Below are 14047 nucleotides of genomic sequence, written 5' to 3'. Positions count from 1 at the left end.
ATGAATGAGTAACTTAAAAAAAGTTAACGTGTTCAGACGCAATTTAATGCGTAATTTAACCAAAGGCATTGGTCGTTCCGATGTGCAAAAAAGTGGGCAGATTGACAAAAGTGAAATTAAAAAAGTACTAATCTCTAGACCAAACAAAAGATTGGGAAATTTGCTTTTGATCACGCCACTTGTTCAGGAAGTGACTCAAACATTTCCAAATTGCAAAATTGACTTATTTGTTAAAGGAGGATTGGCACCAATTGTTTTCGAAAATTACGGAAATATTGACAAGATAATAAGTTTGCCAAAGAAGCCTTTCAAAGAATTGATTCAATATTTGAAAGTTTGGACATTGATAAAAAAACAGAATTATGATATGGTAATCAATGTCGATCAGAACTCGTCATCTGGTCGTTTGGCGGTAAAATTTTCAAATGCGAAATATAAATTTTTTGGAGACCTTCCAGAAAATGTGCATCTGCCTTATGAAGATTACGACCACATTGCAAAATATCCAGTTTATAATTTAAGATACGCTTTAAGCCAATTTGGCGTAGAAGAGAAAAAGGATCCTGTTGCACTTATCGATTTAAAATTATCATCTGAAGAAATTGCAAAAGGAAAAACAATTTTAAACAACATTGTCGACGGAAATAAAAAGTCCATTGCCATATTTACTTTTGCAACGGGCGAAAAATGTTATTGTGTAGAATGGTGGGAAGAGTTTTATACCGCTTTGAAAAAGGAATATGAAGCAGATTACAATATTTTTGAAATCTTGCCGGTCGAAAATGTTTCTCAAATAAATTTTCAAGCGCCGTCATTTTACAGTAAAGATGTCCGTGAAATTGGGTCAGTAATGGCAAATACAGCAGTTTTTATTGGTGCTGACAGTGGTATTATGCATTTGGCAAGTGCTTCAAAAGTACCTACAGTTGGTTTATTTTCTGGCGCTAATGTGAAAAAATATGAGCCATACGGAAACGGAAGTCTTGGCGTAGATACTAACACAAACTCAGTTCCAGATTTTATCCGAATCATCGATTTGATCTTAAAGAAATAAAATTTAACGTATAGTTTTTCGGCGATTTGATATAGCCCGTCGTTGATACCACTGACTATGTTTTATGCAGGAGTGTTTATATATGCAACGGAATATTCATAAAAAAGGCTGGCTCAATTTTGAGCCAGCCTTTTTTTATGAAAAGAAATTCGATTTAGTTTTTCTTCTTAAATAATCCATTCAGCAAGTCACTTGCTTTTTTGGTTACTTCTTGCGTTTTTTGTTCTTTTTCAGTTTTTGCTGCTTGAGTTGTATCTTTTGCTTTTGTGTTTTTATTAATTAAATCAGTTAAAGCAGCTGTACCTTTTTGTGTTAATTTTTCTTTTTGCTGATTCGCAACTTGTGACGCTAAACTGTTTACAGCCGTTTTCATGTCTGTGCTAATTTTTGGACTTGAAAAATTACCAGTAATCATCGCATTGATTGGAATATTTTCCAATTTGGCAGCATCAGCAGGAGACATTTTTGCTATTAAGGCATTTGCTTCACTTCCTAAATATTTAGCCGGAACATCAAATTTCAAATTGTAATTCATAGTTTGGTCAAAACCATGTGTTCCGCCAACTGTTATTTTGATGTCTTGATATTTAATGTCAAAAGGTTTTACATTTACTTTTCCATTATCAAAAGTTAAGGCCGCCTTAATATCATTTAAATTTACCTTGTTCATGTCGATAAATTTAATGTTTGAGCTAAGAGCATTAAGCAAAGTTGAATTTTTAGCATTTACAGTAGTTGAAAGCAATTGTCCAAGCAAATCTCCTGAAATAGATTTTAAATCTGGAGTTAATTCATTTGCATCAAGATTTCCGTTTAATTTGATGGTTGAATTCAGTTTTCCATTGATTATTCCAGCAATAGGCGCAATTTTTTTCATCATGTCCAATTGCGTAAAAGTCTGCGCAATATCAACTTGATTGAAACCAAGATTCATATCAAATGTTGGTACTTTCTCCTTTGTTGAAACAGCACCAGTCAAGCCGATTGTTCCTCCGAAAATAGATGTTTTAAAGTTTTCTAAAAGTGCTTTTTCATCTTTAATGATTAATTTCCCAGAAACATCTTTCAGTTTCAAATTATCATACAAAACAGTTGTTGCTTTTGCGTTTAAAGTACAATTCAAGAATGCTGGAATTTTCATTGCTTCAGCAGGTTTTGCTGGAGTTTTTGTTTCTGTTTTTGCAGGCTCGCCAGCAGTCATAAAATCATCAACAGCTAATTGATTTGAACTCATATTGAAATTTCCTCTCAATTCTTGTTTTTTGAACATAAAACCGTAGAAGTTTTCTAAAACTCCATTGATCGCAAGATCGCTTTTTCCAGTAGTTGCATTAAATTGTTTTAAGTTGATTTTACTTGGATTAAACTCAACTAATGCCGTGCTGATGTTCATTGCTTTGCCATTTTCGTCAGTATATTTGAATCCAGACAAACTCATAGTTCCAGCATTTTTGATGTTTTGATATTGGCTTTTTTCAACAGAAGCCATATCAAAATTAGTGGTAACATCAGCTTTCAAAATACCTGCAAGAGGCTTGTCCATTTTAATTGGATATGCTTTTGAAAGATTTGCCAAGTTGATTGTTCCTTTTAAAGCGGCATCAATAATAGGATTTACAGTAATGTTTTTAATGTTTGCTTTAGCGCTAAAAACGTCTTGATCGATTCTGAAAGAAAGCTTGTCAAGATTAACGTAAGTATCGTTAAGAATTCCTGTTTCATTTATGATTTTAGTATCAATTACGATATTTTGAACTGATTTTGGCAAGTTAGGATATTGAAATGAAGAGTTGCTTGAGGCAATTTCAATATTGAATTTAGGTACAGTAGTATCTGTCAACTCTCCTTTTGCAAAACCATTAACTGTAAAATCTCCAGTAGTTTTTACACCTTCCAAACTTGATGCATAAGCGGATGGAATCAAGCCTAAGAAATTTGTAAAAGATGAAGTTGGAGTCTTAAATTTTAAATCATAAATCTGAGCTTTTTCAGTCATTTGAATAAATCCGTCAAATTCTAACGGCAACTGATTGATTAAAGCTTTGTTTTCTTTAAAAGTATATTTGCTTTTGTCAAGATCAATCCCAAGAATAGCATCCAAAGTCAATTTTACATTTTTCATGTAATTGATTTTGTCCATATCCAAAGATACTTTAGCTGTCGATTTTGTAGTTAAATCTAATTTTGAATTGGTAAAATCACCTGTTCCTTCGTGGTTTAGGCTGTCAATTACCATTTTGATTTTAGAACCTTGATCGATGTATCTGAACGTGAAATTTTCGATTTTGTAATTCTGAATTTTTAAAGAAAGCGGTTTGCTTTTCTCGTCTTTAGGTTCATTTTTTTTGTCTTTTAAAGCGATATCAAAATTTCCAATACCGTCTTTATTAAAAATAATATTGATCAAACCATTTTCTGAAGTAATTCCTTGAATGCTTAAAGGTTCATTTTCTCCTTTGAAAAGTTCTTTGATGCTCATTTTAAGATTCAATTGTCCTAAAGAAACTAGAGTATCGCCTTCAAATGGCGCTTTGTTGATAATCACAAGTTTTTCGATTCCAACTGCGGCATTTGGGAAATTTCTAAACAAGCTTAAATCAGCGTCAGCAAAACTTACTTTTGCGTCTACACTTTCATTAATTGCTTCTGAAATTTTTGCCTTGATTTGATCTTTAAAGAAATAGGGAATGGCGAATAATGCGGCCACAAAAACCACAATTACAATGGCGGTTACTTTTAAAATTTTCTTAAACATATTTATAGATTTGAGGGTTTACTTAAAATCGATTACTGCAAAAATAGTTTTTTTTGCCAAAGCCGGGAGATAAAGTTTTCTTAAAAAGTAAGAAAAGTATTGTTTTTAAATAAAAAATCCGTTTGAAGATTTTCAAACGGATTTGCATTTTAATGTTGTATTTGTTTTTTTATGAAGGAAACAATTTTGTCTATCAATACTTCTGAAATTTGTAGCGTTTCATTATTGTAGCTTTCAAAATTTGCTTTATTATCACCATCTATAATTTTTAGAACGTGATTCATTTTTTCTACAATGACTAATTCGGCATTTTTATTTGCTTTCGATAATTTTTCGGCATCAGCAACGCTTACTTGCAAATCATTATTTCCTTGGATTATTAAAATCGGAACAGTCAGTTTTTTAATTTCTGTTTGTGGATCATATTTAAACCAAGAAATCAAATAAGGTTGAATGCTCGGCCTGAATAAAGAATTTAAAAGCGGGTCAACTTTGTTTACTTTATTTCCGGCTTTTAAACTATCAATAATCGGAAAAGTCATTTCTTCAATCTGCTTATTTGATTTAGAAGAAATTTGCTCTTTTAACAATTTGTCTGCAGATTCGCCTGCACCCGCAATTGAAATGAATTTATTCGCTTTTGCTCCGGCTATCATTCCAATTAATGATCCTTCGCTGTGACCAATAACAATCAATTGCGAAAAACGTTTGTCTTGTTTCAAAAAGTTGATCCAGCTTTTGGCATCTTCGGTATAATTTTCAAAAACCAAACTCGACTCTGTTACTGCTAACGCTTTGCTTTCGCCTATTCCTCTTTTGTCATATCGCAATGAGGCAATTCCGTTTTTTGCTAATGCTTCAGCTAGCATTTTCAACGAATTATTTTTCATCGTCGGATTATTCCCGTTTCTGTCCGTTGGACCAGAACCTGCAATTATCAATGCTACTGGACATTTTTTTGCAACATCAGGAACAGTCAATGTCCCATAAAGTTGATCAATATTGATTTTTAAAGTAACATTTGTTTCCTTAAAAGTATCCTGTTTTCCGGTTTGTGCATTTGCAATGGAAATAAATAGGAGGCTCAAAAACAAAAATATTTTTTTCATTTTTTTACGATTTGAACTATTTGATGTTAATTCCAAAAGGCATCATCGCCTGAACTCCTTTTTGTTTTTGAAGCTTTTTAATCTGCTCAATCATTAAGTAGTTTTCTTCACCAATTTCTTCTTTAATAAAAGCTTCTTTAGATTTTCCAAAAGGCATTTTTGATATCAAATCCCCAAAAGTTTTTTCGTATTCCGGATAATTTTGAGTGCTGTACGTTTTTACTTTAGCAATTCTGGCAGCTTCTGCGATCGCATCATTTAATCCACCAATTTTGTCCACTAAACCAATTTTTAAAGCCTGACTTCCAGACCAAACTCTTCCTTGTGCAATAGAATCTACTTGAGCAAAAGTCATTTTTCTTCCCTCGGCAACATGTGTTACAAATGTTTTGTAAATATGCTCAACTCCTTCTAGAGTAAAAGCTTTGAACTTTTCGTCAACAGGAACAAACGGACTATAATTTGCCGAGTTTTCGTGTGTTTTTACTTGCTCGGTATTGATTCCTAATTTGTTTGCTAACGGACTGAAATTTGGCAATATTCCAAAAACTCCGATAGATCCCGTAATTGTATTGCTTTCCGCAAAAATTTTATCAGCGTTGCAGGCAATATAATACCCGCCAGAAGCCGCATAATTACCCATTGAAACCACAACTGGTTTTACTTTTTTAGTCACTTCGATTTCTCTCCAAATCAAATCTGATGTCAAAGCACTCCCTCCTGGGCTGTCAATTCTCAAAACAATTGCTTTTACGTCTTCATCTTTTCTCGCTTCTTGAAGCGCACGGCGCATTGAGCCCTCACCAATAATAGTAACATCTCCTTCGCCACTTTCAATTTCGCCTTGAGCATAAATAATTGCGATTTCGTCAGTTGCTGTATTTGTTAAAGCTGTTGTGACGTTGTTTTGTGTATAGTCTTCAATTGAAATTTTATTGTAATCCTCATCACCGGTTACTTTTAATTGTTTTTTGATTGCATTATGGTAAACATCTTCATAAGCAATAATATCAACTAAACCATTTGCTTTTGCTAATTCTGGAGTTCTTGCCAGCAAGCCATTTGCAATTTCATTTAATCTTGGGAGCGGAATATTTCGGCTTTTTGAAATATCAGCAGAAACTGTTGCCCAAATTGAGTTTAATAAAGCTGTAATTTGTTCTCTGTTAGCGTCACTCATTTTATTTTCTAAGAAAGGCTCGACAGCACTTTTGTATTTTCCGTGGCGAATCACTTCCATATGAATTCCAGACTTGTCTTGAAAATCTTTGAAAAACATTACTTCAGATGACAGCCCTTTGAAATCTAATTCGCCAGCCGGATTTAAATAAACGGTATTGGCAACCGAATTCAAATAATATTCTTTTTGCGAATATGCATTGGCGTAAGCCCAAACAAATTTTCCTGATTTTTTGAAGCTTTCCAAGGCGTTTCTTAAGTCTTTGTATTGTGCAAGACCTAGTGAAGACTCATCATTTAAAATAGAGATCCCTTTAATTTTATCATCTGTTTTTGCCGCTTCAATTGCATTGATAACATCAGTTATGCCAATTCCTTTTTGTTCTGAAAAAACAGTTACCCATGGATCTTTGTATTTTCCGGCGTAGTCATTTTTGATTTCTTTTAAATTCAATTCGATAACCGAATCTTTTTTAACCGAAACCGTATCATCTCCTCCAAAAATAGCTCCTATAAGAATTACTCCAAAAAAGAATAGCATGATAAAAACAAAAATACCAATCACTGTGGCAATTACATTTCCTAAAAACTTCATAAGTATGTTTTTTTTAATAAGTAGCAAAAAGGACTCCTTTGTTACAAATATATCTAAATGCGATTTAATTATGTTATTGAATTTATGAAATATTTGTAGATTTTACATTTTTAAACTCGATAAATAATACAACCAATTCTAAATAGTTTTTAGTTACTTTGCATTAATTATGAAGTCACAGCATCAAGTCGTTTTATCTATAGGAAGTAATCAAGGAAACAGATTAGCAAATATCGAAAGTTGTATTGCTTTAATACATCAGGAAGTAGGAACTGTTGTCAGGGTTTCAAAACTATATGAAACTCCTGCTTGGGGATTTGAAAGTGATGCTTTTTATAATTGCGCATTGCTTTTGCATACCACTTCATCGGCACAAAAAATTCTCAATCAAGTTTTAAAAGTTGAAAAGCAATTAGGAAGAATTCGATCGAATCAAGAAGGATACCAATCCCGAGTTATTGATGTCGATATAATTGCTTTTGATGATGAAATTATTCATACTGAAAAATTACAGATTCCGCACCCGCTGATGCAAAACAGGAAATTTGTTTTGTTGCCATTTCAGGATTTGAAATTAGATTGGGCACATCCAGTTTTACAAAAAACGATTTCAGAGTTAGTTGCAGTTTCTCCAGATGATAGCGTTTGCACAGTGGTTCAAAGCTTGAAAAGTCCATTGCAGGAAATTGCTTTAGAAAACTTCAACTATATTGCTTTTGAAGGAAATATTGGAGCTGGAAAAACGACATTAGTGCATAAAATTGCGGAAGATTTTAATGCTAAAACTGTTTTGGAGGGTTTTGCAGATAATCCTTTTTTGCCTAAATTTTATAAAGATCAAAACCGATATGCTTTTCCTTTAGAAATGTCTTTTTTGGCCGATCGTTACCAGCAATTAGCTGATGATTTAAAACAATTTGATTTGTTTAAAGATTTTATCGTAGCCGATTATCATATTTTTAAATCGCTGATATTTTCTAAAATAACACTCGGAGAAGACGAATATCGATTATACCGAAATCTGTTTGACATTATTTATAAAGAAATGCCAAAACCAGATTTGTACATTTATTTATATCAAAATACAGAAAGATTGCTCCAAAATATTAAGAAACGTGGCCGTAGTTACGAACAAAATATCGAAGCGAGTTATTTGGATAAAATCAATACAGGTTATTTGGATTATATAAAATCACAAACCGATTTGAATGTTTTGATTATTGATGTTTCAGATCGTGATTTTGTAAAGAAACACGAAGATTATCTTTTTATTCTAAATGAAATTAAGAAGAAAGTAGGGTAATATCTCAATTAGAGAATATATGCCAATTTAGGGAATGTGTCAATTAGAGAATGTGTCAATTAGAAAATTAGATAATTTTTATACGGTTTCGAGATCATTTTCTAATTATCTAATTGACAAATTATCTCATTATACAATTCCAAGTTGTTTTCTTAGTTTAACCGATAATTTTTCAGAGACAAGACGATACGACTGCTGAATGTATTTTTCCCATTCTGATTTTTTCATTCTTGTAATATCGTCGATCAAAACCCATTTGTATTTTGCAACATAAGGGGCTGGTTTGAAGCCTGGTTTGGTACTCATTTCTTCAAATTCTTCATCTAAAACTTTAAAAGAAGCCGTAGTAGGATTTTGATCAAGCCCAACAACGCAATACATTTTAGTTCCAACCGAAAACACAAGATCATGATCCCATTTTATATCTTCAGTTGTTCCTGTTAATTTTTTACAGATTTCGCGAATTGCTTCTATATCCATTTTTATCTTTTTAAAGTAAAATGCCCTCTTAAAACAGGCTGTGTATTATCAATTTTTAATACATACCAATAGTCTGAAGCGGGTAAAGGTATTTTATTTATTGTGCCGTCCCAATATTTTTTTGAAGTGTTGAGTTGTGCAATGAATTTTCCATAACGATCAAAAATAGTAATTTGTGCTTCGGGATAATATTCAATTCCGGCTACTTCCCAAATATCATTAAATGAATCATTATTTGGAGTGAAAAATGCTGGAAAAACTAAAACTATAAAGCTTTTTGAAGCTGTTTTGCAACCGCTCTTTTCTCTGGCGTAAGCAGTTTGCAAACCTCCCGGAGCATCATGAAAAACATTCGCATCCTGAAAGTTTATTCCGTCAATTGAATATTCAAAATAACTTTGAGGATTGCTGAGAATAATAGTTACAGTTCTATTGTCAACTTCGATTTTTTGAATTTCAGGAGCAGGGAGTTCAATTACTTCGATGGTTTTTCGGTTGGTACAATTTCCTGCAGCTGAAGCTGTAACGTCAACAAAATAAGTGCCTAGCTGTGAAACGATTATTTTTTGAGTTGTTTCTCCAGTTGACCATAGATAACTCATATTGCTGATTCCAGCGTCGAGTGTTACAGAATTTGGAGCACATAAAACGACTTCTTGATTTTGAATCTCAGGAAGTGGGTAGATTTCTATTTCAATTGGGGTTCGACTTAATGAACGGCAATCATTATTGTTGGCTTCAGCGTAATAAATTGTATTTGATGAAATAGTAGGAGTGATAAACAAGGAACCCGTTCCTAAAATTGTTCCTCCGGTTGGAGAGTCATACCAGTTTGCGTCACCCTCAGAAACAGTAGCTTCGAGAAAAAAGATTCCAGATCCGCATACGGGTTCAGGATTAGAAACCGAAGTTATTTCTGGAACTGTATTTACTTTTGCAATAACGGCAGTTCTTTTAGTGACACAACCTTCAAATTCGGCGGCAACATAATAGGTTTGACTTGCATTTAAAACAGGAGTTGTAAAATTATTTCCAGTTGCAATTATGACTGGGCTCGTTTCATCAGCATACCAATTGATTGTTCCTGCTGCGCTTTTTGCTTCTAATAAAGTTGTTCCAGAGCCACAAATATCTGGAGCTTTGGTTTCTGTAATTGAAAGCATGGTGAGTGAAGTGCTGGCACTTATTTGAGGATAAACATCTCCAGGCATTCCACCATATTCTACAATATATCCTCTCGGATAATTTACATCTGCAGGATCTGAACTTCCATAAAGAGAAGCATCATTCCATCGCCCTTTTTGTCCAAATCCGGGTGGTGTGATATAGGCATAATCTTCAACGCCTTTTAAAGCTAGTTCACCGCCATTATTAGGTTCTTTAAAATCATTCCAATAGGCAAAAGTTGTAGTTGATCCGCTTTCACGACCGTACCAAAACTGAGTTCCTTCTTCGGGGCCGGTTTCCCATATCCAGTAAGGTTCTTTTCGAGTATCGCTGCCTCCAATCCAGCCTGTCCCAGAAAGCTGTTCTCCAACAAATATTGCTTCGTCTAAAGTTGTAATGGTTACTAAATATCCTTTTAAACCAAAGTAATTACTAGCTGCAGCTACTCTTTTAGCTTCGCCCCAAGAAATTCCAGGACTTGAAACAAACTGATAATAATGCTTAGAAGAAGGCAAATAATTGGCTTGCCCTAAACTAATAGAAAAATTTCTGATACCACTTGGTGTTTCAGAGCTATTTTTGAATTCAACAGCCTTAATTGCTGCAATAAATTCAGAAAGCGTGGCAGTACCCGTATTATTGCGTGAAATTGTCAGCATCCCCGAATTTGGATTCCAGTTTGAGGATAAACTGGGGTGGGAGCCAGTTAAAGTTAATACGTCTTCACCGGTTACATATCCGGAGGAAATTTGAATGTAGATTGTATTGATTTCTTCTGAGGCATTTATTGCTACGTCAGTTACAATTTTAATAGTGCTTTGTGGGCAATAAACTTGATTTCCAGTCGCGGTAATTATTGATGCAAATGATAAAGGTATTTGTGGATTTCTTTTCTCTGGCAAAGGCATGCTTTTGAGGGCAAACATCGTATTGCAACATAGCAATACAATTGCCAGAGTAAAACTGCCAAAGAATTTTGTTTTCATATTTAAAATTACATTTTTTAATTGAAAACGGTCTACGAAAGACAAAAAAGTGTTTTCAGAGACATTTATTTATCTTTTTAATGAAAAATGGCCTCTTAAAATAGGATGTGTATCATCAATTTTTAAAGCGTACCAATAATCAGACGCAGGGAGTTGTACTTTGTTGAAAGTCCCGTCCCAGCTCATTCTTGATAATGATAATTGGGCTAATAATTTTCCGTAACGGTCAAAAATAGTTACTTGTGCCTGCGGATAATTTTCCATTCCAGTTACTTCCCATACATCATTATAGCTATCGTTGTTCGGAGTGAAAAATGCTGGAAAAACTAAAACAACAAAGTTTTTTGCTGTACCGCCACAACCGCCTTTTTCTCTAACATAGGCAGTTTGTAGTCCGCCTGGAACATCATAAAAAATATTTGAATCTTGAAAATTTGAGCCATCGACCGAATATTCAAAATAGGGCTGTTCTTTTTTAAGGTAAATTATTGCTCTTGTTCCTTCAACATCGATACGGTCAATTTGAGGAACTTCATGTTCTTCCACAATAATTGTTTTTCGGCTTGTACAGTTTTGCGGAGATGGACTTGTTACGTCAACGGTATAGGTTCCTGCAACACCTATTTCGATTGTTTGAGTGGTAGCGCCAGTTGACCACAAATAATTCATTCCAGCTATTCCTGCGTCTAGCATTTTCTTTTGAAATTGACATAATACTACAGTTTCGTCTGTCACAACAGGAGGTGTGTAAATTGTAATATTTACAGGTGTACGTGTAGTATTCAGACAGCCGTTATTTGAGGCTTCTGCGTAATAAGTTGTAGATGAAGTAATGTTCGGTGCAGTAAAAATGTTTCCTGTCCAAACGCTTGTCCCTCCCGATGAAGTTGTGTACCAGCTGATAAGCCCTACATCAGTAGAAGCCTGCAATGTTACATTTCCTGGTCCGCATCGTGAAATATTTGACGATGCTACAGTTGGTGTGTCCGGGGTCTTGTTGATTACAGCCGTAACTGATTTTCGATTTGCTTCGCAACCTGCATCAACATAATAAGTTGTAGTTGTGTTTATAACAGGTGTTGTGTAGGAAGTTCCTGTGGCAATAGCAGCGCCACCAGTTGCTTGATTGTACCAGCTGATTGTTGCGCCAGCAGTTGCAGTTGCAGTAAGTGTAAAACTTCCTGAGTCACAAATTGGGGTTGGAGTCAAAACATTTGCTTCGGGAATTGTAATTTTTGTACTTGTTGCTATTTGCAAAGATGATTCTCCAGCAGATCCGCCATATTCAACTACATAACCTTTTGGCTGATAAGCATCGCCAGGGGTTAATGATCCAGTGTTTGATAAATCATTCCATGAACCGGGTATTCCTACTCCAGGTTGTGTAATATGTGCATAGTCCTCATCTCCTTGCTGATTTGGCTCGCCGGTATTCCAAAATGCAAAATTCGGTGTTGATCCATTTGCTGCTCCATTCCAAAAAATAGTTCCAGCTTCTGGGCCTGTCACCCATTTCCAAACCCCTTCAGTTTCTGCATCGCTTCCTCCAATCCATCCTGTTCCCGAAGCTTGCTCTCCAATTAATTTGGCCTCATCTGCTGATAAGATAGTAGCTAAATATCCTTTAAGTCCATAATAGGTACTTGCGGCTGCGGCATCTCGCGCCGAATTCCAGGTAATACCGATACTTGGAACATATAAATAAAAGTGTTGTGTTGAAGGTAGATAATTGGCATTTCCAATCGTAATTGAAAAAGTTCGCGTTCCAGATGCTGTAGATGATGAATTAGTAAAAACCACATCTTTTACAGCGGCAATTAAATCAGAATATAAAACGTCAGTTCCTAGGGGGCTTGTTATGCTTAATTTTCCTGCCGTTGCATCCCAACTTGTTGTTACATTAGGATGTGAAGCAGGGTTTGAAAGAGCAAGCTGATCCAAACCACTTGAATATCCAGATGAAACTTGAATATAAACGCCTTTAGTTCCTGTTTCCGTTAGATCATGTATAATATTGAAATCAGTTACAATATTTATTGAGCTTTGAGGGCAGTATAACTGGTCTCCGGTTGCTATGACGATAGGAGCAGTTGTCGTAATTTGAGCAAATCCAAAGAAATTCGACAGCAGAAAAGCTAATGAGATATATGTTTTAAGAGAGTAATTTTTTTTCATTTTATAAAAGTATCACTTTTATAATAATAAAAAAAAATATTTCAATTTCTAACAATTAAAGCCTAAAAACAACTTTAAAATCACATTTTTTTAGTAAAAGTATTCGTTAATTGTTTGTAGGCCAGTTTAGTTTTTGAAATAAATCCCAAACCACAATCCCTGCACTTACAGAGATGTTCAAAGAATGTTTAGTTCCGAGTTGAGGAATCTCGATGCAGCCATCACAAATTGCAACAGCTTCTTGCGCGACACCATAAACTTCGTTTCCAAAAACCAACGCATATTTTTGATTTTTCTCCACTTTAAAATCTTGAAGGAAAATAGCGCTTTCTACTTGTTCTATCGCAAGTGTCAAAACATTTTCTTTTTTAAGGTTTTCTATAACTTCCAAAACATTTTCATGATGTTCCCAAGTTACAGTTTCTGTTGCGCCAAGAGCAGTTTTGTGAATTTCCTTATTTGGCGGAGTAGCCGTGATCCCACACAAAATGATTTTTTCAATCAAAAAAGCATCGGCCGTTCTAAAAACAGAACCTATATTGTGTAAACTGCGAATATCATCCAAAACCAAAATTAATGGAGTTTTGTCTGATTTTTTAAAATCTTCAATCGATTTGCGGTCTAATTCGCTATTTTCAAGTTTTCTCATTTTGTGTTGCATTCAGGTCATAAAAAAAGCTTCCAAAGATAAGGAAGCTTTTTCAATTATTTTATTTTGTTTTGTTTCAGATTAGCTTTTTACTGGATCTGGTAAAACTGTACCTTTAATTGTAAGAACTTTTGTTGGCTGTCCTTCAGCGTTAGAAGTAACTGTTACAGTTTTTGTAAAAGCACCAACTCTATCAGTAGCATATTTTACACCAATAATTCCTTTTGCACCTGGAGCGATTGGCTCTTTTGGTGTAGTTGGAACAGTACATCCGCAAGAACCTTGCGTGTTAGTAATGATAAGTGGTTTAGTTCCGTTGTTAACAAAAACGAATTCACGTTTTCCATCAGCATTGTGAGCAATTGTTCCGTAGTCAATTGTTTCTGTTTCAAAAAGCATACCTGCACCTTCGATTTTAGCAACCTTAGTAGCTTTAGCTTTTTTAGTGCTTTGAGCATTTGAAGCTGTAATTCCAACTACAGCTAACATAGCGAATAAAATTATTTTTTTCATTTTTTATAGTCTTTGTTTAAATGATGAACAAATCTATGTAAAATTCTGAAATGTCAGCTTAAAAAATTCTTAAAATATTTTA

General features: G+C 34.3%; 10 protein-coding genes. 2 read left to right on the top strand and 8 right to left on the bottom strand.

Features of this window, described 5'->3' with window-relative positions; genetic code table 11:
* Positions 1-4 precede the first annotated feature (4 nt).
* Complete coding sequence (locus H600_RS0121150; protein WP_026730658.1) at positions 5-1054, top strand: glycosyltransferase family 9 protein; 1050 nt, start codon at positions 5-7, stop codon at positions 1052-1054.
* Between the two features lie 154 nt (positions 1055-1208).
* Here H600_RS0121150 and H600_RS0121140 read toward each other — a convergent pair whose 3' ends face one another.
* From H600_RS0121140 to sppA, 3 genes are all read right to left on the bottom strand, one after another.
* Complete coding sequence (locus tag H600_RS0121140) at positions 1209-3809, bottom strand: AsmA-like C-terminal region-containing protein (RefSeq protein ID WP_026730657.1); 2601 nt, start codon at positions 3807-3809, stop codon at positions 1209-1211.
* 149 nt (positions 3810-3958) lie between these two features.
* Positions 3959-4918 (bottom strand): alpha/beta hydrolase, encoded by a 960-nt coding sequence (locus H600_RS0121135; protein WP_026730656.1) that lies wholly within the window; start codon positions 4916-4918, stop codon positions 3959-3961.
* A 16-nt stretch (positions 4919-4934) separates the two neighbouring features.
* Positions 4935-6692: a signal peptide peptidase SppA gene (sppA, locus tag H600_RS0121130; protein WP_026730655.1), complete on the bottom strand. Its 1758-nt coding sequence runs from the start codon at positions 6690-6692 to the stop codon at positions 4935-4937.
* A gap of 169 nt (positions 6693-6861) precedes the next feature.
* On the opposite strand from sppA, the gene folK reads away from it, so the two are divergent.
* The gene (gene folK, locus H600_RS0121125) at positions 6862-7995 is read left to right on the top strand and encodes a 2-amino-4-hydroxy-6-hydroxymethyldihydropteridine diphosphokinase (RefSeq protein ID WP_026730654.1); all 1134 of its coding nucleotides are present in this window, start codon (positions 6862-6864) and stop codon (positions 7993-7995) included.
* 129 nt (positions 7996-8124) lie between these two features.
* On the opposite strand, the gene H600_RS0121120 is transcribed toward folK, so the two are convergent.
* From H600_RS0121120 to H600_RS0121100, 5 genes are all read right to left on the bottom strand, one after another.
* Positions 8125-8475 carry an MmcQ/YjbR family DNA-binding protein gene (locus H600_RS0121120; protein WP_026730653.1) on the bottom strand — a complete coding sequence of 117 codons (351 nt, stop codon included), beginning with the start codon at positions 8473-8475 and terminating at the stop codon, positions 8125-8127.
* A 2-nt stretch (positions 8476-8477) separates the two neighbouring features.
* Positions 8478-10628 carry an Ig-like domain-containing protein gene (locus H600_RS22395; protein WP_051234485.1) on the bottom strand — a complete coding sequence of 717 codons (2151 nt, stop codon included), beginning with the start codon at positions 10626-10628 and terminating at the stop codon, positions 8478-8480.
* A 69-nt stretch (positions 10629-10697) separates the two neighbouring features.
* Positions 10698-12803, bottom strand: coding sequence for an Ig-like domain-containing protein (locus H600_RS22390; RefSeq protein WP_084157412.1), 2106 nt, complete (start codon positions 12801-12803; stop codon positions 10698-10700).
* A 106-nt stretch (positions 12804-12909) separates the two neighbouring features.
* Positions 12910-13452, bottom strand: a complete 543-nt coding sequence (locus H600_RS0121105; RefSeq protein ID WP_026730652.1) for an RNA methyltransferase — start codon at positions 13450-13452, stop codon at positions 12910-12912.
* An 81-nt stretch (positions 13453-13533) separates the two neighbouring features.
* Positions 13534-13965, bottom strand: a complete 432-nt coding sequence (locus tag H600_RS0121100) for a DUF1573 domain-containing protein (RefSeq protein WP_026730651.1) — start codon at positions 13963-13965, stop codon at positions 13534-13536.
* Positions 13966-14047: the final 82 nt, after the last annotated feature.

The sequence above is a fragment of the Flavobacterium denitrificans DSM 15936 genome (assembly GCF_000425445.1).
Classification (GTDB): Bacteria; Bacteroidota; Bacteroidia; order Flavobacteriales; family Flavobacteriaceae; genus Flavobacterium; species Flavobacterium denitrificans.
Note: the sequence above shows the minus strand (reverse complement) of the source record. Positions and strands in the feature narration are given on the sequence as shown.

What these genes read in the sequence shown, in the direction of transcription:
- folK (WP_026730654.1), top strand. Translation starts at nt 6,862, where the DNA reads ATGAAGTCACAGCATCAAGTCGTTTTATCTATAGGAAGTAATCAAGGA.
- H600_RS0121135 (WP_026730656.1), bottom strand. Translation starts at nt 4,918, where the DNA reads ATGAAAAAAATATTTTTGTTTTTGAGCCTCCTATTTATTTCCATTGCA.
- H600_RS0121105 (WP_026730652.1), bottom strand. Translation starts at nt 13,452, where the DNA reads ATGAGAAAACTTGAAAATAGCGAATTAGACCGCAAATCGATTGAAGAT.
- H600_RS0121140 (WP_026730657.1), bottom strand. Translation starts at nt 3,809, where the DNA reads ATGTTTAAGAAAATTTTAAAAGTAACCGCCATTGTAATTGTGGTTTTT.
- H600_RS0121120 (WP_026730653.1), bottom strand. Translation starts at nt 8,475, where the DNA reads ATGGATATAGAAGCAATTCGCGAAATCTGTAAAAAATTAACAGGAACA.
- H600_RS22390 (WP_084157412.1), bottom strand. Translation starts at nt 12,803, where the DNA reads ATGAAAAAAAATTACTCTCTTAAAACATATATCTCATTAGCTTTTCTG.
- H600_RS0121150 (WP_026730658.1), top strand. Translation starts at nt 5, where the DNA reads ATGAGTAACTTAAAAAAAGTTAACGTGTTCAGACGCAATTTAATGCGT.
- sppA (WP_026730655.1), bottom strand. Translation starts at nt 6,692, where the DNA reads ATGAAGTTTTTAGGAAATGTAATTGCCACAGTGATTGGTATTTTTGTT.
- H600_RS0121100 (WP_026730651.1), bottom strand. Translation starts at nt 13,965, where the DNA reads ATGAAAAAAATAATTTTATTCGCTATGTTAGCTGTAGTTGGAATTACA.
- H600_RS22395 (WP_051234485.1), bottom strand. Translation starts at nt 10,628, where the DNA reads ATGAAAACAAAATTCTTTGGCAGTTTTACTCTGGCAATTGTATTGCTA.